21 protein-coding genes are annotated in these 23059 nt (G+C 40.7%); 18 read left to right on the forward strand and 3 right to left on the reverse strand.

The window, feature by feature from the left end; translation table 11 throughout:
• Window positions 1-142 precede the first annotated feature (142 nt).
• From HMPREF2613_RS07390 to HMPREF2613_RS07405, 4 genes are read left to right on the forward strand one after another with little or no spacing between them, the layout of a single operon-like run.
• The gene (locus tag HMPREF2613_RS07390; protein ID WP_070479885.1) at window positions 143-550 is read left to right on the forward strand and encodes a DUF1310 family protein; all 408 of its coding nucleotides are present in this window, start codon (window positions 143-145) and stop codon (window positions 548-550) included.
• A 2-nt stretch (window positions 551-552) separates the two neighbouring features.
• Window positions 553-1806 carry an Mbeg1-like protein gene (locus HMPREF2613_RS07395; protein WP_070479886.1) on the forward strand — a complete coding sequence of 418 codons (1254 nt, stop codon included), beginning with the start codon at window positions 553-555 and terminating at the stop codon, window positions 1804-1806.
• Window positions 1803-2195, forward strand: a complete 393-nt coding sequence (locus HMPREF2613_RS07400; protein WP_083279248.1) for a hypothetical protein — start codon at window positions 1803-1805, stop codon at window positions 2193-2195. The genes HMPREF2613_RS07395 and HMPREF2613_RS07400 overlap by 4 nt, the downstream gene beginning before the upstream one ends.
• The gene (locus HMPREF2613_RS07405; RefSeq protein WP_070479888.1) at window positions 2195-2506 is read left to right on the forward strand and encodes a hypothetical protein; all 312 of its coding nucleotides are present in this window, start codon (window positions 2195-2197) and stop codon (window positions 2504-2506) included. Before HMPREF2613_RS07400 ends, HMPREF2613_RS07405 begins: the two co-directional genes overlap by 1 nt.
• A 60-nt stretch (window positions 2507-2566) precedes the next feature.
• Here the strand turns inward: HMPREF2613_RS07405 and HMPREF2613_RS07410 are convergent, their stop codons facing one another.
• Window positions 2567-3535 carry an NAD(P)/FAD-dependent oxidoreductase gene (locus HMPREF2613_RS07410; protein WP_070479889.1) on the reverse strand — a complete coding sequence of 323 codons (969 nt, stop codon included), beginning with the start codon at window positions 3533-3535 and terminating at the stop codon, window positions 2567-2569.
• A 137-nt stretch (window positions 3536-3672) separates the two neighbouring features.
• Between HMPREF2613_RS07410 and cdaA the strand changes: the two genes are divergently transcribed.
• The 9 genes from cdaA (at window position 3673) to HMPREF2613_RS07455 (ending at window position 12675) form a co-directional block, all read left to right on the forward strand.
• The gene (cdaA, locus tag HMPREF2613_RS07415; RefSeq protein ID WP_070479890.1) at window positions 3673-4530 is read left to right on the forward strand and encodes a diadenylate cyclase CdaA; all 858 of its coding nucleotides are present in this window, start codon (window positions 3673-3675) and stop codon (window positions 4528-4530) included.
• Window positions 4517-5296, forward strand: coding sequence for a CdaR family protein (locus tag HMPREF2613_RS07420; RefSeq protein ID WP_070479891.1), 780 nt, complete (start codon window positions 4517-4519; stop codon window positions 5294-5296). The genes cdaA and HMPREF2613_RS07420 overlap by 14 nt, the downstream gene beginning before the upstream one ends.
• Before the next feature lie 24 nt (window positions 5297-5320).
• Window positions 5321-6673, forward strand: a complete 1353-nt coding sequence (gene glmM / locus HMPREF2613_RS07425; protein WP_070479892.1) for a phosphoglucosamine mutase — start codon at window positions 5321-5323, stop codon at window positions 6671-6673.
• A 73-nt stretch (window positions 6674-6746) separates the two neighbouring features.
• Window positions 6747-7121 (forward strand): DUF1149 family protein, encoded by a 375-nt coding sequence (locus HMPREF2613_RS07430; RefSeq protein ID WP_049487011.1) that lies wholly within the window; start codon window positions 6747-6749, stop codon window positions 7119-7121.
• A gap of 1 nt (window position 7122) precedes the next feature.
• Window positions 7123-7971 carry a DegV family protein gene (locus HMPREF2613_RS07435; protein WP_064275959.1) on the forward strand — a complete coding sequence of 283 codons (849 nt, stop codon included), beginning with the start codon at window positions 7123-7125 and terminating at the stop codon, window positions 7969-7971.
• Window positions 7972-8238: 267 nt separating this feature from the next.
• Entirely contained in the window at window positions 8239-9006 is a 768-nt protein-coding gene (gene dapB, locus HMPREF2613_RS07440; protein ID WP_070479893.1) for a 4-hydroxy-tetrahydrodipicolinate reductase, read from the forward strand.
• A complete protein-coding gene (locus tag HMPREF2613_RS07445) occupies window positions 9003-10202 on the forward strand; it encodes a CCA tRNA nucleotidyltransferase (protein ID WP_083279249.1) in 1200 nt (399 codons plus the stop codon). The genes dapB and HMPREF2613_RS07445 overlap by 4 nt, the downstream gene beginning before the upstream one ends.
• The gene (locus HMPREF2613_RS07450; protein ID WP_070479895.1) at window positions 10199-12067 is read left to right on the forward strand and encodes an ABC-F family ATP-binding cassette domain-containing protein; all 1869 of its coding nucleotides are present in this window, start codon (window positions 10199-10201) and stop codon (window positions 12065-12067) included. Before HMPREF2613_RS07445 ends, HMPREF2613_RS07450 begins: the two co-directional genes overlap by 4 nt.
• Complete coding sequence (locus HMPREF2613_RS07455) at window positions 12064-12675, forward strand: hypothetical protein (RefSeq protein ID WP_070479896.1); 612 nt, start codon at window positions 12064-12066, stop codon at window positions 12673-12675. Before HMPREF2613_RS07450 ends, HMPREF2613_RS07455 begins: the two co-directional genes overlap by 4 nt.
• 53 nt (window positions 12676-12728) lie before the next feature.
• On the opposite strand, the gene mntE is transcribed toward HMPREF2613_RS07455, so the two are convergent.
• Window positions 12729-13922, reverse strand: a complete 1194-nt coding sequence (gene mntE, locus HMPREF2613_RS07460) for a CDF family manganese efflux transporter MntE (RefSeq protein WP_070479897.1) — start codon at window positions 13920-13922, stop codon at window positions 12729-12731.
• A gap of 306 nt (window positions 13923-14228) precedes the next feature.
• Here mntE and HMPREF2613_RS07465 point away from each other — a divergent pair, with 306 nt between their 5' ends.
• The 4 genes from HMPREF2613_RS07465 to yaaA all read left to right on the forward strand — a co-directional run bounded on the left by HMPREF2613_RS07465 (window position 14229) and on the right by yaaA (window position 19971).
• Window positions 14229-16925, forward strand: coding sequence for a cation-translocating P-type ATPase (locus HMPREF2613_RS07465; protein ID WP_070479898.1), 2697 nt, complete (start codon window positions 14229-14231; stop codon window positions 16923-16925).
• 113 nt (window positions 16926-17038) lie between these two features.
• Window positions 17039-17449 (forward strand): peptide deformylase, encoded by a 411-nt coding sequence (locus tag HMPREF2613_RS07470; protein ID WP_070479899.1) that lies wholly within the window; start codon window positions 17039-17041, stop codon window positions 17447-17449.
• Window positions 17450-17460: 11 nt separating this feature from the next.
• Window positions 17461-19056, forward strand: coding sequence for a hypothetical protein (locus HMPREF2613_RS07475; RefSeq protein WP_070479900.1), 1596 nt, complete (start codon window positions 17461-17463; stop codon window positions 19054-19056).
• A 186-nt stretch (window positions 19057-19242) separates the two neighbouring features.
• Window positions 19243-19971: a peroxide stress protein YaaA gene (yaaA, locus tag HMPREF2613_RS07480; protein ID WP_070479901.1), complete on the forward strand. Its 729-nt coding sequence runs from the start codon at window positions 19243-19245 to the stop codon at window positions 19969-19971.
• Between the two features lie 54 nt (window positions 19972-20025).
• On the opposite strand, the gene HMPREF2613_RS07485 is transcribed toward yaaA, so the two are convergent.
• Window positions 20026-21510, reverse strand: a complete 1485-nt coding sequence (locus tag HMPREF2613_RS07485) for a virulence transcriptional activator PclR (protein ID WP_070479902.1) — start codon at window positions 21508-21510, stop codon at window positions 20026-20028.
• Window positions 21511-21727: 217 nt separating this feature from the next.
• Here HMPREF2613_RS07485 and HMPREF2613_RS07490 point away from each other — a divergent pair.
• On the forward strand, window positions 21728-23059 hold a 1332-nt coding region (locus tag HMPREF2613_RS07490; protein WP_148129950.1), incomplete at its 3' end, for a YSIRK-type signal peptide-containing protein.

Genomic DNA, 23059 nt, shown 5'->3' on the forward strand with positions numbered 1-23059 from the left:
ACAATACTACAGGAGCGGGCGAGCAGGTTTATGCCGTTGTAAAGAATCCTTATGATAATGCTGAGGATGTAGAGGAAAATTATGCTATACTATGAGTAAGTTAGTCCCTAATTCATTGATAGGATAGCATAAAGGAGGCACCATGAAAACATCTAAAAAAAGCATGATTATTTTATTTAGTATTTTAGCAGTAATTGGAATCACAATAGGAGGTTGTAGCATGCACCAATACCAAAAGAAACAAGAAATGATTGCCATCGCGACAAGTGATGAGGCGAAGAAGGTTTATGAAGAATATTTAAATAAAGAAGACCCTTATGCTTTTACTGAGAAAGGATTCGTACATTCCTATCAAGTGAAACAAGATTCATTAAGTTATAATCCAATGGGTGGCCTGATGGTTTCTTTAATAATCAATGATGATGAAGAAATGCTTGTGGATTATAATTTAATTGAAGGATCTGATGGAGATTATACTTCAGCATTTTATGGAAGTACGCCTAAATTTTGGCAGACTCGTGATAAATATTATAAAAAAGAGGAAAAATAGTAATGGTTGAAAAATATATTAATGATCCTCATCTCCAGATAGCTATGACAGAGTACCAACCTAACATGAAAAAAGATAAATATGAGGTCAATACTCAGTACAATCATAATGTAGGGTATGTCACCCAAGTCTACAACAATACTACAGGAGCGGGCGAGCAGGTTTATGCAGTTGTAAAAAATCCCAAAGAAAATGCTGAGGATGTACAGGAAGTAACGGTCCTCTTTCGTGGTTCTACGGGCCCAGATCATATTTTTAAAGAAACAGCAGATGTCTGGAATGACTGGGCAGAAAATGATTTCGTGATTGGAACGCATATCCTGAAACAAAATGTTCCCAGCGATCAAGATCAATCTACTGAGCAATTAAAGGCTTCTGCTAGAGCTTTAAAAGACATCATGGAAAAATATCCCAATGCCAAGATTAATATCTATGGGCATTCGCTTGGATCTATGGATGCTCAGTATGCCATGGCTGCCCTTGAAGCGGCCCAAATAGAACGAATCCAACAGGCTTATATCTTTAACGGGCCTGATATCTATCGAATCCTTAGCCCCGAACAGAGAAAAATTGTTGATCAGATTAAAGGGCGTATCTATAACTATGCTGACGCTAAAGATAATATTAGCATGGTTGGTAGAGATATTGCGAAGGGCAGTATCGGGTCTGTAGGTATGGTTTATTATGTAGATAGTGAATCAGAAGACCCTATCAATCAACATATGACCTATGGTTATCGCTTGGATAAGGATGGGAAAATAAAAATTTTCTCCAACACCAGTACAGTCGCATATAACGACTTTCTGATTAAAATGGAAGGGTATAAAACACTTAAAAATATATTGGCTTCCGATGGATATACAGCAGGGGAACAACTCTTTCTGGACTCTGAGCAAGCTAAGATTGCAGCTTCGGGTATTTGCCGTATCGTCACAGAGGAGATGGATATTATAAAAAATATCTATAATAGAGGAATTCAAGACGCAAGTGAAGTATTTGCATCTTGCAGTAATGTCCCTTGGGGCTTTATCCTTAGTTCATATGAAACAGAGGTCGCCTATTCCGAAGGAGGCTTGAACTATGAAACAACTATTGGTGTCATTCAGAATCGGTTTCATCCTGTTGTAGATAAGGCAAAACAGTTAGAAAAAGATTTTACAGACTTGGAAAAGCAAATCCAAAACGGAATTCAGAAGAAATTAGATGAAGATAGGGAATTAGCTAGTAAATTTAGCCAGTGGGAGAGTTTGTTATGATTCAGGATGACATCTGGAAAAAGCGCCAGCGTTTAGAAGAATGTGAGGATAACTATCGACGTTCTTGTAAAAAAATCGAAAATCAGTATGAGGAAGCCAACTATAAATTTCAACAATTGCGGCATATGATTGATGAGAAGCATCGAATCATTTCCCATTCCTTAGACCAGTTAGGTGGAGATACAACCGAATGGCGTTATCAGTCCAATCAACTCGCATCCAACTTTAGTCAGCAAATCGAGATGGCATATCGAAATAGACAAGGGCAACTCAAACAAGAAGAGATGAAGCTAGAGCAAGAATACAAACGACAATACTGTCTTTTAGAAGATGGGCTTGCCAGAGCCCAGGAACAGCAACGGCGCTTAGAAGAACGAGGTAAAAAGTAATGGCGAATGTATTTGATTATATTAATGATTTTTTCGCGGGAGGAGAGGAGGCACTAAGAAATATTGAAAAAGAGTTGGAACGATCATTTATAAAAAACATCTTAGTTCCAGCAAAAAAAGCTCGTATTTCCACTATAGAAAAAGATACAGAAAAATATATGAAAATTTCTCTATTAAGTGCTCAAGAAAGTTTGAAAGAAGTTTCGAAAAATATTGATAGTTCGATGAAGGGAGAATTTTCTACAAAAATAGTTGAAACTATAGAAACGAAAAGTAAAGAATATCCAAATGCTTTAAATGGTACAAAGTAAAACTCCAGTTATAGCCGATGAACTATAAAACCACGAATCGTAGGACTCGTGGTTCTTTTCTTATAAACTTGTTGAGTGTTTGGGTTGTACTTTTTGCTCAGGGTCGATGTAGTTGATGGCGTTGTTGACGGCGGTTGGTGCTTCTCCGAGGCCTGTCGCAATCAGATCAATTTTTCCGTCATAGTAGCAGCAGTCACCGATAGCATAGATACCTGCTTGGCTGGATTCCTGTTTGCTGTTGACGATAATCTTGTGGCGGTTGAGGTCCAGACCCCAGTTTTTAAGGTTACCAACAGAAGATTTGAAACCATAGTTGACAAAGAGGTGGTCTATGTCAATAGTTTCTGTTTCATCAGATTTAACTTTTGTGATTTCCAACTTGTCAAGCGTTTTTCCATCTCCAAGGAGTTGGCTAGGGATGAATGGTGTCTTGATGGTCACAGATGATTCTTGCAAGGCTTGGACACTGTGTTCCAAGGCGCGGAAATTATCTCTGCGGTGGACAAGGGTAGTTGGCGCAATTTTTTCAAAAGCCAAAGCCCAATCCACAGCCGAGTCTCCTCCACCAAGAATCGTCACTTTCTTACCAGCATATTGCTGGATGTTGGAAACATGGTAGTGGATATTTTCATAGCCCTCAACGCCTTCTAGTTCTAGAGGACGTGGTTTGAAGGCACCGCCACCCATAGCGATGATAACTGTTTTAGACAGGTGACTTTCTTTAGAAGTTGTAATTACAAAGCCTTCTTCTTGTTTTTCAATCTCAAGAACCGTTTCGTTGAGATGAATAGGGGTATCAAAGCCATTTAATTGCTCGATTAGACGGTTAGTCAACTCTTCTCCAGTCAGGCTTGGGAATCCCGGTACGTCTAAAATTTCCTTTTCAGGATAGAGAATGGCAGGTTGTCCACCGAGTTGGGGAAGAGAGTCGATGATTTGGACCTTGGCTTGGCGTAGATGAGCATAGAAGGCTGCAAAAAGCCCGACAGGACCACCACCTACAATGGTAATATCATAGAGTTGAGACATGGTTTCTCCTTTGTTTTTTCTAGTCAGTTTATTTTATCATATTTTTCCTTAATTTAAAATGAAGTAGGATAGGGAAAAAAATGCCAGAAAAATGGTATAATAGAAAGGAACGTGTTTGGACAGAGAGGAGACAGCAGATGAACTTTCAACAATTATCCAACCTGCAATATTGGACTAGCTTGTTTTCTAGTCCTTGGAGTATTGCCATCAATCTGTTTGATATTTTGATTGTGGCCTATATTTTATATCGTTTTACAAAAGCGATAGCTGGCACCAAGATTATGATTTTGGTGCGTGGGGTCGTGTTCTTTGTATTAGCCCAGATTGTGGCCAACATCCTTGGTTTAACAACGATTTCTTGGTTGATTAATCAAATTATCACCTATGGGGTTATTGCTGCGGTTGTTATCTTCTCTCCAGAGATTCGGACTGGTTTGGAACGCTTGGGAAGGGCGACAGATTTCTTTTCTACTGCTCAAATTAGTGCAGAAGAGCAAATGATTCGTGCCTTTGTCAAGTCGGTTGAATATATGAGTCCTCGTAAGATTGGTGCTCTGGTTGCCATCCAACGAGTTCGGACCTTGCAAGAATACATTGCGACAGGGATTCCTTTGGATGCCAATATTTCAGCTGAACTCCTTATTAATATCTTTATCCCCAACACTCCCCTACACGATGGTGCTGTGATTATCAGAGAAAATCGGATTGCAGTCACCTCTGCCTATCTGCCCTTGACAGAAAGCACAGGGATTTCCAAGGAATTTGGGACCAGACACCGGGCGGCTATCGGTTTGTCAGAAGTATCCGATGCCTTGACCTTCATCGTCTCAGAGGAAACAGGTGGCATTTCTATTACCTATAACGGTGTTTTCAAGCACGACTTGACGATTGAAGAATTTGAAGCAGAGCTACGAGCAATTCTTTTGCCAGCTGTTGAGGAAAAAGTCAGTTTCAAGGACCGTTTGTTAGGAGGTTGGAAATATGAGAAAAAATAGTCTATATATCATTTCATCTCTCTTTTTTGCTTGTGTCTTATTTATCTATGCAACGTCAACCAACTTTCAAAATAGCAATACCGCAAGGCAGGTTAAATCAGAAACTTACACCAATACGATAACGAACGTTCCTATCGTTATTCACTATGATGATGACCAGTATTTCATTAGCGGATTTGCATCAGAAGTTTCAGTGGTATTAACCGGAGCCAATCGTGTGACCTTGGCCAGCGAAATGCAGGAGAGCACTCGTAAGTTTAAGGTAACTGCTGATTTGACGGATGCCAGTGTTGGAACGATTGAAGTTCCCTTGAATATTGAAAATCTTCCAAGTGGATTGACCGCTGTGGCAACGCCTCAAAAGATTACAGTGAAAGTTGGGAAGAAGGTTAAGCGAGATGGGATGATTGTTGTGCCACAAGTTGACCAAAGCCAGATTGATCCCAAGCTACAAATTGATAGTATAACCGTGTCAAACGAACGAGTTTCGGTCACAACTGACCAGGAAACATTAGCTAAGATTGACAAAGTTATTGCGCTTTTACCAACCAGCGAACGCATAACAGGTAATTACAGTGGTTCAGTACCTTTGCAGGCAATCGATCGCAATGGTGTTGTCTTACCGGCAGTTATTACTCCGTTCGACACAACAATGAAGGTGACTACAAAACCAGTAGCACCAAGTTCAAGCACATCAAATTCAACAACAAGCAGTTCGTCGGAGACATCTTCGTCAACGAAAGCCACTAGTTCAAAAACGAATTAAAAATAGGAAAAGGATTTTATAAAAATGGGTAAATATTTTGGGACTGATGGAGTCCGTGGAGAAGCTAACGTAGAATTAACGCCAGAATTGGCCTTTAAACTAGGACGTTTTGGAGGCTATGTTCTTAGCCAACATGAAACGGAAGCACCGAAAGTTTTTGTAGGACGTGATACACGTATTTCTGGGGAAATGCTAGAATCTGCCTTGGTAGCTGGTCTTCTTTCAGTTGGTATTCACGTATACAAACTAGGTGTTTTGGCAACACCAGCAGTAGCTTACTTGGTAAAAACTGAAGGAGCAAGTGCTGGTGTCATGATTTCTGCTAGCCACAATCCAGCCCTTGATAACGGAATTAAGTTCTTTGGCGGTGATGGCTTCAAACTGGACGATGAAAAAGAAGCAGAAATTGAAGCCTTGCTAGACGCTGCGGAAGATACTCTTCCTCGTCCAAGTGCAGAAGGCTTGGGAACCTTGGTAGATTATCCAGAAGGCTTGCGTAAGTATGAAGGCTACCTTGTTTCAACTGGAACTCCTCTTGATGGAATGAAGGTTGCCTTGGACACAGCAAACGGTGCGGCGTCTACAAGTGCCCGTCAAATCTTTGCAGACCTTGGCGCTCAATTAACTGTTATCGGGGAAACACCAGATGGTCTTAACATCAACCTTAATGTTGGTTCAACTCACCCAGAAGCTCTTCAAGATGTGGTCAAAGAAAGCGGCTCAGCTATTGGTTTGGCCTTTGACGGAGATAGTGACCGTTTGATTGCTGTTGATGAAAATGGCGACATCGTTGATGGTGACAAGATTATGTACATCATCGGGAAATACCTTTCTGAAAAAGGACAATTGGCCCAAAATACAATCGTGACAACTGTTATGTCCAACCTTGGTTTCCACAAGGCCTTGGACCGTGAAGGCATTAACAAGGCAGTCACTGCAGTTGGCGACCGCTATGTTGTGGAAGAAATGAGAAAATCAGGCTACAACCTCGGTGGTGAACAGTCTGGTCACGTCATCTTGATGGACTACAATACAACGGGTGATGGTCAATTATCAGCTGTCCAATTGACAAAAATCATGAAGGAAACTGGTAAGAGCTTGTCAGAGTTGGCTGCAGAAGTAACTATCTATCCACAAAAATTAGTCAATATCCGAGTGGAAAATGCCATGAAGGAAAAGGCTATGGAAGTTCCAGCTATCAAGACTATCATCGAGAAGATGGAAGAAGAAATGGCAGGGAATGGGCGTATTCTTGTTCGCCCAAGTGGAACAGAGCCCCTTTTGCGTGTCATGGCAGAAGCGCCTACAACAGAAGAAGTGGACTACTATGTTGATACCATCGCAGACGTAGTTCGAGCTGAAATCGGGATTGACTAAATCCTAGAAAACTAGATGAAAATAAAAAATTATGGTACAATAGCTTATAATATTGTAGCCGAGGGAGAAAGACATGAATCTTAAACGTGAACAAGAATTTGTTAGTCAGTATCATTTTGATGCGCGTAATTTTGAATGGGAAAATGAAAATGGAGCTCCTGAAACTAAGGTGGATGTGAACTTCCAATTACTCCAACATGACCAAGAAAATCAAGTGACTTCTTTAGTGGTTGTCTTAAGTTTTATGATTGTCTTTGACAAATTTGTTATCAGTGGAACGATTTCTCAAGTTAACCATGTAGAAGGTCGTATTGTCAATGAACCAAGTGAGTTTAATCAAGAGGAAGTTGAAACTTTGGCTCGTCCATGTTTGAACATGCTCAACCGTTTGACTTACGAAGTAACTGAAATTGCATTAGACTTACCAGGAATCAATTTGGAGTTCTAATATGAAATTAGCTGTTATTACAGATTCTTCTGCCTATCTCAGTGCAAAGACCTTGCAAAGAGAAGATTTGTATGTCTTGGATATTCCTGTCAATATTGATGGTGAGGAGTATGTCGAAGGCATCAATCTGACTGCTGAGGAATTTTACCAAAAAATGGCTCAGGCTTCTGAATTGCCTAAGACCAGTCAACCAAGTATTGCAAAGTTAGATGAGATTCTAACTTCGCTCAAAGAACAAGGCTATACACATGTTTTGGGGCTTTTCCTATCTTCTGGAATTTCAGGTTTTTACCAAAATATCCAGTATATGATAGAAGAATATGAGGGCTTAACCATTGCCTTCCCAGACACTTTGATTACAAGTGCTCCTCTGGGTATCATGGTTGAAAGTGTCTTTAACTGGCGAGACCAGGGCGATGATTTTGCCATCATTCAGGATAAGCTAGCTATTCAGATTAGTCACACATCTGCTTTCATCATGGTGGATGACTTGGACCACTTGGTTAAAGGGGGACGCCTTTCAAATGGAGCTGCGATTTTGGGCAATCTGCTAAGCATTAAGCCGATCCTATATTTCAACGACCAAGGTGTGATTGAAGTATACGAAAAAGTTCGTACTGAAAAGAAAGCAACCAAGCGCTTAATTGAGATTATCAAGGAAGCCACAGCTTCAGGCCAATATCGTATCATTGTCATTCACGGAAATGCCCCTGAAAAGGCTGAGGAATTGCGTCAGCACTTACTTGAATCTGGAGTAGGTATGGATGTTTCACTTGCTACATTTGGTAGTGTCATTGGAACACATCTAGGAGCAGGAAGTATTGCTCTGGGTTATATTCCAGTGATTTAGTTGGGACTTTTAGCTTAGTTAAGAAGTTAACAAATGAACACGCCTGAAACCTTGTGTGAAAAAGATAGTTCTTCCAAGGAGTATCTACTCATTGATCAGACCTCCTATTTTCACTTTGTGTTCTTACAGGCTTTGTATCTTAGAAATTGAACACGGACTACCTGCCTCATGAAAAAAGATGCCTGTCTTGCCTTTCATGGAAAGTCAGCGTTATTCCCTATTTTTCAAGGGCAGCTAACGTCCTTTGTATCTTAGTCAGGAGTAGAGATGAGTATTCGAGTAATTATTGCTGGTTTTAAGGGAAAGATGGGCCAAGCTGCTTGTCAGATGGTCTTGACTGATCCAGACTTGGACTTGGTAGCAGTTTTGGATCCCTTTGAGTCTGAATCAGAATGGCAGGGTATTCCTGTTTTCAAGGATAAGGCTGATTTGATTGGTTTTGAAGCAGATGTCTGGGTAGATTTTACTACTCCAACTGTTGCCTACGAAAATACACGTTTTGCTCTTGAAAATGGTTTTGCTCCAGTGGTTGGAACGACAGGCTTTACTAGTGAAGAAATTGCAGAACTAAAAGCATTTTCTCGTGAACAAAATTTGGGTGGCTTGATCGCTCCTAATTTTGCCTTAGGTGCTGTTTTACTCATGCAATTTGCGACGCAGGCTGCCAAATATTTCCCAAATGTGGAGATTATCGAGCTTCATCATGACAAGAAAAAGGATGCACCGAGTGGAACAGCTATTAAAACAGCTGAGTTAATGGCAGAAGTTCGAGAGTCTATCCAGCAGGGTGCAGCAGATGAGGAAGAATTGATTGCAGGTGCCCGTGGTGCTGACTTTGATGGCATGCGCATCCACTCAGTTCGTTTACCAGGCTTGGTAGCACATCAGGAAGTTATCTTTGGCAATCAAGGAGAAGGATTGACCCTTCGTCATGACTCCTATGATCGCAGCTCCTTCATGACAGGGGTGAATTTGGGAATTAAAGAGGTTGTCAAGCGTCATGAGCTTGTCTATGGATTAGAACACTTATTATGAGATTAACGCAAATGCCTTCTGAATTTCAGAAGGCTTTACCAGTATTAGAAAAAATTAAAGAAGCAGGTTTTGAAGCCTATTTTGTTGGGGGTTCTGTTCGAGATGCCCTTCTCAATCGCCCTATCCATGATGTGGATATTGCGACGTCTTCTTATCCAGAGGAGACCAAGCAGATTTTTCCTCGAACAGCCGATATCGGAATCGAACATGGAACCGTCTTGGTCTTAGATGGGGACGAGGAGTATGAGGTGACTACTTTTCGGACAGAGGATGTCTATGTGGACTATCGTAGACCCAGTGCGGTTTCCTTTGTGCGTTCGCTAGAAGAAGATCTCAAACGCCGTGATTTCACAGTCAATGCCTTTGCCTTGGACGATACAGGGGAAATCATTGACTTGTTCCATGGTTTAGAAGATTTAGAAAATCAAGTTTTGCGGGCGGTTGGAGTGGCAAGTGAGCGTTTCAACGAAGATGCTTTGCGGATTATGCGTGGCTTCCGTTTTCAGGCCAGTCTTGGCTTTGAGCTTGAGTCAGAAACATTTAAAGCTATGAAGACTTTGACGCCACTTTTGGAGAAAATTTCTGTGGAGCGTACCTTCGTTGAGTTTGATAAACTCTTGCTGGCTCCATTTTGGAGAAGGGGCTTGACTTCCATGATTGAGAGTCAAGCTTATGATTATCTCCCTGATATGGCAGCTAGCCAGGACGAGCTTAATAGACTGTTTGATTTGGAGACTGATTTCACCTTTGAATCTTCAGAGCAAGCCTGGGCTGCTCTACTGTGGGCTTTGGATATTGAAAATGCGCAGCCATTTTTGAAGGCTTGGAAGACCTCACGTCAGTTTGCTAAGCAAGTTCAGGATTTACTGACTATTTTGGACTTGCGTGAAAAGGGAGAATTGAGCAAGCGCGATTGTTATCGCTTTGACTTGGATTTGCTTTTACAGGCTGAAAATCTTCGTCAGGCTCAGGGAAAACCAGTCAACCCACAAGTCATCACAGAAACCTACCAGAGTCTGACCATTCATGACAAGAAAGAAATCCAAATCAACGGTGGTATTTTGATCAAGGAATATGGTTATCAGCCGGGCCCAGACTTGGGAGAGATTTTAACAGAGATTGAATATGCCATTGTCGATGGAGAATTGGAAAATAACCGTCAAGCCATCCATGCTTATCTAAGGGAGAAAAAATGAGAGATTTTATCGTTGAAAAACTAAGTAAATCCATTGGTGACAAGACCGTTTTTAAGGATATTTCCTTTATTATCCATGATCTAGATAGAATTGGTCTGATTGGTGTCAATGGAACGGGCAAGACCACCCTTTTGGACGTCCTTTCTGGTGTTTCTGGATTTGATGGGGATGTCAGTCCCTTTTCAGCTAAGAATGATTACCAGATTGGTTACTTGACCCAAGATCCTGATTTTGATGATAGCAAGACGGTCTTGGATACGGTTTTATCTAGCGACCTCAAGGAAATCCAGCTCATTCGTGAGTATGAATTGATCATGCTCAACTATAGTGATGACAAACAGGCGCGTTTGGAACGGGTCATGGCAGAAATGGACTCTCTCCAAGCTTGGGAAATTGAGAGTCAGGTCAAGACGGTTCTTAGCAAGCTGGGGATTCAGGACTTATCTACTCCAGTTGGAGAATTATCAGGTGGTCTAAGAAGACGAGTCCAGTTGGCGCAAGTCTTACTTGGCAATCACGACCTTTTGCTTTTGGATGAGCCAACCAACCATCTGGACATTGCGACTATTGAGTGGCTGACCCTCTTTTTGAAAAATTCTAAGAAGACCGTCCTTTTTATTACCCACGACCGTTATTTCCTAGACGCTTTGTCAACTCGGATTTTCGAATTGGATCGAGCAGGATTGACCGAATACCAAGGAAATTACCAGGACTATGTTCGCCTAAAGGCGGAACAGGATGAGCGCGACGCGGCTCTTCTTCACAAAAAAGAACAACTCTACAAACAAGAATTGGCCTGGATGCGCAGACAACCGCAGGCGCGTGCGACCAAGCAGCAGGCTCGTATCAATCGTTTCCATGACCTGAAGAAAGAAGTTTCAGGTGGTGCTGCTGAGACAGACTTGACCATGAACTTTGAAACCAGTCGTATTGGGAAGAAAGTCATCGAGTTTCAGGATGTTTCCTTTGCCTATGAAAACAAGCCCATTTTGCAAGATTTTAATCTCTTAGTTCAGGCCAAAGACCGTATCGGAATCGTTGGGGACAATGGTGTTGGAAAATCAACCCTGCTCAACCTGATTGCAGGCAGTCTTGAGCCGACAGCAGGACAAGTGGTGATAGGGGAAACTGTTCGCATCGCCTATTTCTCTCAACAAATTGAGGGCTTGGATGAGAGCAAGCGAGTGATCAATTACCTGCAGGAATTGGCAGAAGAGGTCAAGACCAGCGGTGGTTCTACGACTTCAATTGCAGAATTGCTGGAGCAGTTCCTTTTCCCACGTTCGACGCATGGAACCTTGATTGAGAAATTGTCTGGGGGAGAGAAAAAACGTCTTTATCTCCTCAAATTGCTCTTGGAAAAACCAAATGTTCTCCTCTTGGATGAGCCGACCAATGATTTGGACATTGCAACCTTGACAGTTTTGGAGAATTTCTTACAAGGATTTGCTGGTCCAGTTTTGACTGTTAGTCACGACCGCTATTTCTTGGATAAGGTAGCGACCAAGATTCTGGCTTTTGAGGATGGTAAAATTCGTCCTTTCTTTGGTCATTACACCGACTATCTTGATGAAAAAGCCTTTGAAACAGAGATGGCCAATCAAGTGCAAAAGGCCGAAAAGGAGAAAGTGGTCAAGGTCCGTGAAGACAAGAAACGCATGACCTACCAAGAAAAGCAGGAGTGGGCAAGCATTGAAGGCGATATTGAAACCTTGGAAAATCGTATCGCTGCTATTGAAGAGGAAATGCAGGCCAATGGTTCTGACTTTGGCAAACTGGCTACTCTTCAAAAAGAACTAGATGAGAAAAACGAAGCACTCCTTGAAAAATACGAACGCTATGAGTATCTAAGTGAGTTAGCATGACGGAAGAAAAAGTCATTAAACGTAGTCCTAAGAAAATCATTTGGAACGCTTTGTTTGGCTTTTTTTCAGTGCTTTTCTTCTTGTTACCTCTCTATTATCTCCATTCGTATTCGCAAAAGGGGACCAGACTTCATACGATAAGTCTTTTGTTAATGCTGGTTTTACTTACTTATGCTGGAGTAGGAGTTTATCTGACTTACAGACTTTTAAGCTCAGATAAGGAATATTTGAGATTTACTGTTAAGGGATTTTACTACAAACCGAATCCAAAGAAAGCCAGTCATTTCTATGCTTGGGCTGATGTAGAGGAATTTTCTTTCTCTCGGATTCGAGGGAAGTACAGGGATTCTTATCGGATTGAAGTTTATTTTAAAAACAAGGACAATGTGAAATCCCAATCACTTCTAGCCCTACTGAAGAGAAGGTGTTTCACTTTTCATCAGTCAGTAGATTTGATCATCCCTATCTTTCTACTAGATGTAGTTCTTCCTGAAAGGGTCTATGAGGTCATGAAGTACTATGAAAGAGAATGGCGTATTGAACAAAATCGTCAAGCAGGAAAACAGACAAAACAAGCTTCGAAAACCAAATCTTCCGAACGCTTATAAGATAGTTTAGGTTAAAGAAAATCAATCAAAAAAGCCCTATCCACTGGATAGGGTTACTGTTTGTCTTCTTTTTTGGTTTCTTGATGAAAGATATTTTGCCAAGTTTCGTGGCGGCGCCAGATACTGGTATGGACGATACCATCTAATTCATAACAGATGAGTTTGGTCTTCTGACTGATGGAAGTGATTTGAATGTCCTTGATAGCAGAATTCAACTCTTTTTCGGCTTTATAGGCCTCTTTATCCATCTGCTCTCCATCTTGACGAATATAGACAAAATCGTCAGCCAAGAGTTCTTCCAGTTGATTTCCCTGATCAATCAATTGTTCGCGCATCAGCAATTTTTTATAGACATTGTCTAAAATTTCATCCTCAGGGATAGGTGCTGGCTCAATATGGACATCGGTATCAAAGACTCCAAAACGTTCCTCCAGCATAGACTCGACCTGATCCGCAATTTCATGGCTTTCAAAAACAGATAAGTCAGGATTCATTTCTAGCGTAATATCAAGGTAGATATTGCTACCGTAGGTACGACCTCTTTGAGACTTAACCTTGCTGATTTTGGGAATTTCCATGATGGCCTTTTGATAATCCTCAAGCAGACGGTCGTCAAAACCATCTGAAAGACTAAAGGAAGACTCGATAAAGATATCATAGGCAGTTTTCAAGATAAAGAAAGTGATGACGATGGCAACCAGTTTATCCACAATCGGATAATTAAAGCTGCTAGCCAGGATGGCAATGGTAGTACCAAGTGAGGTGACAGCATCAGAAAGATTGTCCTGGGCGGCAGCCTTCAGTGCTTTGGAGTTGGATTTCTTACTGAGGCGAGTGTTATAGAGATAAACCACAAACATAATCGCTGCAGAAATGATTCCTAGAGTGGCACCAAGAGGATCAATGACTGTTTCTTCACGACTGATAATCTTTTGAATGGTATCCCTCAGCACATCAAAGCCAACATAGAACATGATGATAGAAGTGACCAAGCTAGCCAAATCCTCAATCTTCCAGTGACCAAAACGGTGGTCTCGGTCAGCAGGTTGGCGCGCCATTCGAATCCCAATCAAGAGGGCTACATTTCCAATGATGTCGGACACGTTGTTAAAACCATCGGCTACCAAACTGGATGAATGAAGGAGATGTCCAGTAGCCAATTTTGCTGCAGACAAGAGCAGGTAGGTCGAAATACTGATAATGGCACCACGTTCCGCCAACTTGAGATTTGAAATAGATTGCTTCATTCAACTTCCTTTCTAGTCACATAGCATTCTACCATTATACTGGTTTTCAAGGGAAAATTCAAATAAGGCAGTTTTTACTCTTTGAAAACTTTTCAAAATTTGGTATAATAGTACTACTCAAGGGAGTAGCTGGCAGAAACCTGTGATAGTGTCGTCATTCCGAATTTTATACTGAAGAGTATGCTTTCCGGCCCTATCTTAAACAGCGAGACTTGTTATGATTAACAGGTCTCTTTTTGTTTATCGTGAAAAGATACGATGAGAAAAAGAGAGTCTGTTTTGCACACAATGTCAAGGAGGAGACACATGTCAAAAGAACAAAAACGCCAAGCGTTTTACATTCAAAGTCCTGAAGAGGTCTTGAAGGCTGTGGATGCGACCGAGCAAGGTTTGTCATCAAGCGAGGCAGAAAAACGCCTTGCTGAATTCGGCCACAATGAACTCGAAGAAGGAGAGAAACGATCAATCCTGGTCAAATTCATCGAGCAATTTAAGGATTTGATGATTATCATCCTAGTTGCGGCAGCAATCTTGTCAGTCGTGACTTCTGGTGGGGAAGATATCGCAGATGCTATTATCATCCTAGCTGTGGTTATCATCAATGCTGCCTTTGGTGTTTACCAAGAAGGAAAAGCAGAAGAAGCCATCGAAGCCCTCAAATCTATGTCAAGTCCAGCTGCCCGCGTTCTTCGCGATGGTCACATGGCGGAGATTGACTCTAAAGAATTGGTACCTGGAGATATCGTTGCCCTCGAAGCAGGTGATGTAGTGCCAGCAGACCTACGTTTACTAGAAGCCAACTCTCTTAAAATTGAAGAAGCAGCTCTTACAGGTGAGTCTGTGCCAGTCGAAAAAGACTTGTCAGTCGAGCTTGCTGCAGATGCTGGTATTGGTGATCGTGTCAATATGGCTTTCCAAAACTCAAATGTGACTTATGGTCGTGGTCTTGGAGTTGTTGTCAATACAGGTATGTACACGGAAGTTGGTCATATCGCTGGCATGCTCCAAGATGCAGATGAGACAGACACACCACTTAAACAAAACTTGAACAACCTTTCTAAGGTCTTGACTTATGCAATTTTGGTCATTGCCCTTGTTACTTTTGTAGTTGGTGTTTTCATTCAAGGGAAAAATCCACTCGGTGAGTTGATGACCTCTGTTGCCCTTGCCGTTGCAGCCATTCCAGAAGGTCTCCCAGCTATCGTAACTATCGTTCTTGCCCTCGGTACTCAAGTTTTGGCTAAAAGAAACTCTATCGTTCGTAAGTTGCCAGCTGTAGAAACTCTTGGTTCAACAGAAATCATCGCTTCTGACAAGACTGGTACGCTGACTATGAACAAGATGACCGTCGAAAAAGTCTTCTACGATGCGGTTCTACATGACTCAGCTGATGACATTGAACTAGGTCTTGAAATGCCGCTTCTACGTTCAGTAGTCTTGGCTAATGATACGAAAATCGATGTGGAAGGCAACCTGATTGGTGATCCAACCGAAACAGCCTTTATCCAGTATGCTTTGGACAAAGGTTATGATGTTAAAGGATTTTTAGAGAAATATCCTCGTGTGGCTGAGTTGCCATTTGATTCTGAACGTAAGCTCATGTCAACAGTTCATCCACTTGCAGATGGACGCTTCCTCGTAGCTGTTAAAGGTGCGCCAGACCAACTCTTGAAACGTTGTGTTCTTCGTGATAAGGCTGGGGATATTGCTCCGATTGATGAGAAGGTTACAAACCTCATTCACACAAACAACTCTGAAATGGCTCACCAAGCCTTGCGTGTCCTTGCTGGTGCTTATAAGATTATTGACAGCATTCCAGAAAACCTCACTTCTGAAGAGCTTGAAAATGATTTAATCTTTACTGGTTTGATTGGGATGATTGACCCTGAACGTCCTGAAGCTGCTGAGGCTGTTCGTGTAGCTAAGGAAGCTGGAATCCGTCCAATCATGATTACGGGTGATCACCAAGACACTGCAGAAGCTATTGCCAAACGTTTGGGAATCATTGATGCAAACGATACAGAAGGTCACGTTTTAACTGGTGCTGAGCTCAACGAACTATCTGATGAAGACTTTGAAAAAGTAGTTGGTCAATACTCTGTTTATGCGCGTGTATCTCCAGAGCATAAGGTTCGTATCGTCAAGGCTTGGCAAAAACAAGGTAAGGTCGTTGCCATGACAGGTGATGGTGTCAATGATGCGCCAGCTCTGAAAACAGCCGATATCGGTATCGGTATGGGAATCACTGGTACAGAGGTTTCTAAGGGGGCTTCTGACATGATTCTTGCAGATGATAACTTTGCGACTATCATCGTTGCAGTGGAAGAAGGACGTAAGGTTTTCTCAAACATTCAAAAGACTATTCAGTATCTACTTTCTGCCAATACTGCTGAAGTATTAACTATCTTCCTATCAACCTTGTTTGGTTGGGATGTCTTACAGCCAGTTCATCTTTTGTGGATCAACTTGGTAACCGATACTTTCCCAGCTATCGCTCTAGGTGTTGAGCCAGCTGAGCCTGGTGTCATGAACCATAAACCACGTGGACGCAAGGCAAGCTTCTTCTCAGGTGGTGTTTTGAGTTCTATCATCTATCAAGGTGTACTCCAAGCAGCTATTGTTATGAGTGTTTATGGCCTTGCCCTTCTTTACCCAGTTCATGTGGGTGACAATCATGCCATTCATGCGGATGCTCTAACTATGGCCTTTGCAACCCTTGGTTTGATTCAGCTCTTCCATGCCTACAATGTCAAGTCTGTTTACCAATCCATCTTGACAGTTGGCCCATTCAAGTCTAAGACCTTCAACTGGTCTATCTTGGTATCCTTCATCCTTCTTATGGCAACAATCGTCGTAGAACCGCTTGAAGGAATATTCCACGTAACCAAACTAGACTTGTCTCAATGGGGAATTGTTATGGCTGGAAGCTTCTCAATGATTATCATTGTCGAAATCGTTAAATTTATCCAACGTAAACTCGGTTTTGACAAGAATGCGATTTAAAAAAAGTCATCTTCGGATGGCTTTTTGTTACAGTTGAGGGAAAGGGCTTGCAGTTATCGGCTTTTGTGCTATAATTGCTATAATATAGTAAAAAGAAAGAGGAGTGTGAGGAAGTGGAGAAGAAAATTGTAAAGGATATCTTATTTTTATCTCAGGTGTCTCAACCGGCAAGTCAAGAAGATCTTTATCTTGCCAAAGATTTGCAGGATACACTCTTAGAAAATCGCGAGACCTGTGTTGGTCTGGCTGCCAATATGATTGGGGTGCAGAAGCGCGTGATTATCTTTAATCTTGGCCTGGTTCCTGTGGTCATGTTTAACCCAGTGCTCCTGTCCTTTGAAGGACCTTATGAGACAGAAGAAGGCTGTTTGTCCTTGACAGGTGAGAGACCGACGACCCGTTATGAAATGATTACGGTGTCCTATCGTGACAGCAAGTGGAAGGAACAGACCATTACTTTGACAGGCTTCCCAGCTCAGATTTGCCAGCATGAACTGGATCACTTGGAAGGACGAATCATTTAGGAGGAAAGCAAATGAAACGAATAGTCTTTGAACTTATTTTTATCGCAACGACCTGGTATATCTTTTTACCGCCTCTTAACCTGACCAGCTGGGAATTTCTCTTTTTCCTCTGTGGGCATTTGCTGGTTGTGGCAATCTTATTTGGCTTTGGCAAGGGAATAAATCTGGTCAAAACAGTTCATGTGCGCCACGGTAAAGCGGAAGCTGCCTTAAATCTAGAGAGTTTCAAAATCAATCGATTAGGGAAAATCCTTTTAGCTTCTATTGGAGGAATTCTTCTCTTAGCTGGTTTAGTTTCCTTGGTGACCTCCAGCATTTTTCAGGCTAAAAATTATGCTAATGTAGTCACAGTTACGGAAAAAGACTTTACTGAATTTCCTAAGACTGACACCAGTAAGGTTCCTATCTTAGATAGAAGTACTGCTGAGAAAATTGGTGACCGCTACTTGGGTTCTCTAACGGATAAGGTGTCGCAATATGTAGCCGCAGATACCTATACCCAACTGACGATTGATGGAAAACCTTATCGAGTGACACCACTAGAATATGCAGACCCTATCAAGTGGTTTAACAATCAAGCAAAAGGAATCGGCGAGTATATCAAGGTGGACATGGTAACTGGAAATGCCAACTTGGTGGACTTGAAGACACCAATCAAGTATTCTGACTCGGAGTATTTTAACCGTGATGTCAAGCGTCACCTACGCTTGAAGTACCCAACTAAGATCTTCAAGACTCCATCATTTGAGGTGGACGATGAGGGCAATCCTTTCTATGTAGCAACGGTTTACCAAAAGCAATTTGGTTTAGCAGTTCCTCGTCCTATTTCAGTCATTATCTTGGACGCCACAAATGGAGAGACCAAGGAATACAGCTTGGCAGATGTTCCGGAATGGGTGGACAGGGTCTATCCAGCTGAGGAAACTATTGAGCAAATCAACTACAACGGCAAGTACAAGGACGGTTTCTGGAATGCCATGATTTCCAAGAAAAACGTGACCCAGACTACCAAGGGATATAATTATTTGTCTATTGGTAATGACATCTACCTCTACACAGGTGTGACATCGGCCAATGCAGATGAAAGTAATCTTGGTTTCATTCTTGAAAATATGCGAACAGGAGAAATAACTAAGTACAGCTTGGCTTCTGCGACCGAAGAATCAGCCCGTGAATCAGCCGAAGGTGCTGTTCAGGAGAAATCCTACAAGGCAACCTTCCCAATCCTCATCAACCTCAATGACAAGCCTCTCTACATCATGGGCTTGAAGGACAATGCTGGTTTGGTCAAAGAGTACGCCTTGGTTGATGCAGTCGAGTACCAAAATGTTATCGTAGCTACTACAGTAGAAGAACTGCTCAGCAAGTACGCCAATAAAAACGACCTTGAATTTGATAATGAAACGACAGAAAGTATTAAGGGTGTGGTAGCAGACCTCAAATCAGCTGTTATCAAGGGCGACACCGTCTACTTCTTTAAAGTTGATGGCAAGATTTACAAGGTTAAGGCCTCAGTATCAGATGACCTTCCTTACCTTGAAAATGGTAAAACCTTCGAAGGTCAAGTAGGAAAAGACAACTATCTCAAGACCTTTAAAGTACAGTAAGGGAAGAGGCTGGGCAAAAACTCAATTTCAGGAAAAAATGAAGTAAATTTTTCCACAATAAAACGCATAGTATCAAGATTTCTCAATTCCTGATACTATGCATTTTTTAATTTTAATGCCTTTTTCCCCAGTCTCTTTTCAGATGAATTTCTTGGTTGTGGCTAAAAAATATGCTACACTATCAATATGAAAATTTTAATCCCAACAGCAAAAGAAATGAACACAGACTTGCCAAGTATCGAAGCTGCCCCTTTAAAACCAGAAAGTCAGGCTGTGCTGGATGCCTTGGCTTTCTATTCTGCTACTCAATTGGAGAGTTTTTACAAGGTATCAGTTGAAAAGGCGGCGGAAGAATTTCAAAATATCCAAGATTTGAAAAGGCAAACTGCTCAACACTACCCAGCCTTGAATCTATTTGATGGGCTTATGTACCGCCATATCAAGCGAGATAAATTGACCGAGGTAGAACAAGCCTATCTTGAAAATCATGTCTTCATTACTTCGGCCTTGTACGGTGTTGTTCCAGCCTTGTCACCTATGGCTCCTCACCGTTTGGATTTTTTGATGAAGTTAAAAGTCGCTGGTAAGACTTTGAAGAGCCATTGGAAGGTAGTCTATGATGAGGCTATGAATGGTGAAGACCTAATTTTCTCTCTCTTGTCGTCAGAGTTTGAAACTGTGTTTTCTAAGGAAATCAGAGAAAGGATGGTGACCTTCAAATTCATGGAGGACAAGGGTGGTCAGCTGAAGATTCATTCAACCATTTCTAAGAAAGCGCGTGGTGCCTTCCTGACAGCGCTGATAGAAAATCAAGTACAAACGGTGGAGGAAGCTCGTCGCTTAAGCTTTGCAGGATTTACCTACCGAGAAGATTTGTCCCAGCCACAGGAATTGGTTTTTGTAAAGGAAGTATAAATAAGGATAAAAGAAGAAAACCCAGCATGGAAAATCGTGCTGAGTTTTTTTAGTTTATAAAGTATTGGATATATGAATCTCATTTGATAAACAGTTAAGATGATTAACCAAATCCATGATTGACAGATGGTTTCGGCAAATAAACTTCTTGGTAATTCCTGGAATATAGAAATTAGACACGATGATATCGTAATCTGTCTGATTTAAAATCTCAGGACTTGTTTTCAATTCATCCCAAGTATCGAAGGTAAAGCGGTTATTACAGTAGTAGGAAAGCATATCAACAAAGGTAAGGGATATAGCATGGTCAAAGTTACTGATAATTAAAACCTTGATAGGTGGTCGATTTTCTAACAACTGAGTAGAGAGGTTTTCAGCATGGGTTAAGATGGTGTACATTAAGTGTTCCAACTGTTCAGGGTGGTCATGCTGTCCAATTGCCTGACGGTATTGAGCTAGTTCTTGACAGGCGCTTTCCATAAAGTCTGGGAAATAAACTTCAAACTTTTTAATCGTCAATGCTTTTTGTTCAAATAAGATTGGGGTAGAAAAGATTTCCTGTCTTTCAAAGAAAGCGGTGTTGTGTAAATGCCAAATCAGCTCATCGTGGTTGGTAAAAGTAATCTTATATTGTTTTGATAGGCGTTCTAGTATTTGACTAAGTAATTGGTAAGAGTGTCTTGCTTCACTGTTCTCTTCTAAAGAGTTGAAGAATTCTTGAGGATCTAAGAAAATGTTACTTTGAATAAAGGAAATAAAAATTTGTGCAATGATATCTGGAGTGATTTCAAGTCCCAGTTTTTCAGAGAAATGAACAAGTATCTCCTCAAAGTTTGGAATACTCGCCAAAATAGGATAGTATTCATCATAGAAATGATTTGGTAAGTCGATAAAATGACCATTTTTGATGCGGTAAATACTGATAGCTATCATCAGTTTGTACATTCTATAAATTGAAAATCGCATTGGATAATTCGTGATTTTATAGAAGAAGTCAGCAAATTCTGTTAAATCTTCCTCAGGAAGGTCAGGAAAAGGCCAATCTAGGAAATAATAGCGCTCAGAAAAATATTGGGCAAAAAAATAGCGAATATCGATTTCATTGCCACGTATTTCGGATGGAGTAAATGATAGTTCAATTTGGAATTGAGTTGATAGAGTTTTTGTAATATTTCTGCCCAGTCGATAGAGGTTGGCATTACTAGAGTGAAGATTTTCTATTGTTCGATAAATAGGTAGCCCCTCATTAAAAAACAGATACTCTAGTAATTGAAAAGATTGAGAATTAGCAAGAAAATATTGATAAATATCTTCTACACTAGTGTTAACTTCTAAATCTATCATGATTCCGTTAACAGAAGATTGGATGTCAATAGATGGAAAGGCAACACGTAATTCATTTAAATCACTTTTTAAGATTCGTTCTGTACATCCTAATTTTTCGGCTAGTTCATGCAATTTCATCCAATTACGATTCTGAATTAAGGTTTCCATTAAACGTAATTGTCTTTGATCTTTTGTGGATAAAAGGTTTCTCATATGGGTATTATCCTCCTTAATTTATTATATCATTTTTCTGTTTTTAATCAACTATAATGTTAGAGCTAAAAAAATGTTCCGACGATTCAAAAAAAAGAGAATATAATAACTGGCTCTGAAAATCAGAAATACGATATAGTAATTCCTTGGATAGTGTTGATTTATATATTAAATAGTTGTAGAGTAGGAATTATAAAATATTACTTAGGAGTTCAAAATGAAACATTCACATAAGAAATCATTTGACTGGTATAGTATGCAACAACGATTTTCTATTCGTAAGTATCACTTTGGTGCAGCGAGTGTTTTACTTGGTACAGCCTTGGTCTTAGGATCAGCTGCTAATGCTCAAACTGTACAAGCGGATGAAAATGGTTCTGAAAATACAAAGACAGTTAAAGCTGATAAGTTAGATGATTCTGCTAAGATTGTGGAAACGCAAAGTACAAATACTAAGTCAGAGAAGACTTATGCAGCTCCATCTGTTTCAAATCCAGTGGAAGCAACTCCAACTAAATCTGATGAAGCTAAAATGCCAGCAGAAAAAGTTGAAGAAGCTAAAATTCAGAAAGAAGAAGTATCTTCTAAAAATGCTGTTGATAAGTCAAAATTATCAGCGGCTCTTTCGCGTGCAGAAAAATTGGAGATTAAATTGTACACTGAAGAAAGTGTAAAACGTCTTCAATCTAGTATTCAATCTGCTAAAGTATTACTAAACAGAGCAAATGTGACAGAATCAGAATTATCTCAAGCAGAGTCTGAACTTCAAGCTGCAGTTATTGCTTTGGAACTTAGAGGGGCGACTACGACTAAAGTTACTGATAAAACTGAAGTAGTGAGCAAAATTGAATCTGCTGAAAAGAAAAATGCAGAATCAAAAGTAGCTGAACAAACTTCTGAAGTAGACAAAGAGTCAGAAGAAAAAGATAAAATTGCCTTAAAACCTGTAAAGGGGCTTCGAGTTGAAGATGCAAAGGCAAATAAAAAAGGCGGGTGGAATATTCCGTTAGATCAAGAAGCACGCTTAAGATTAAAGAGTGCTATTGAGGCTCATGCCGCACAAGGTAGTTCGCGTCGTCGGAAACGTGCTATCGGAGATTTGGATTATACCTTCAAGAAAGTTATGACCCCAGTTAACCCAGGTTTCTACGCAGATGCCAAGAGTGTTGATGAGTTAACAGTTAACCCAGACTATATAAATGAAACAGTTGTCAACGTTTGGTATAAAGACTTAGGTTATATCAATTTAGTCGACAAAGATGGACATTACATCAATTCAAATGGTGAAGTAGTAGAAAATAAAGAAGCAGCTGTCCGTAGACAATACAAAAATGATTTTAATGACACAACAAGAGCAGATGTTACTGAAATTCCTCAAGCACCAGTTGGTTGGAAAATTAGTGACAAGCAATCTATTCGTGGATATGATGCAGAAACAAAAACTATTGATCCAAACGACGATAATGATTTAGATGCTGTTGGTAAAGACTCTAATGTAGTCATTGAAAAAGAAAATCAAAAAGCTGTTATCCGTTATGTAAGCACTAAC

It is taken from the genome of Streptococcus sp. HMSC070B10 (genome assembly GCF_001808665.1).
Classification (GTDB): domain Bacteria; phylum Bacillota; class Bacilli; order Lactobacillales; family Streptococcaceae; genus Streptococcus.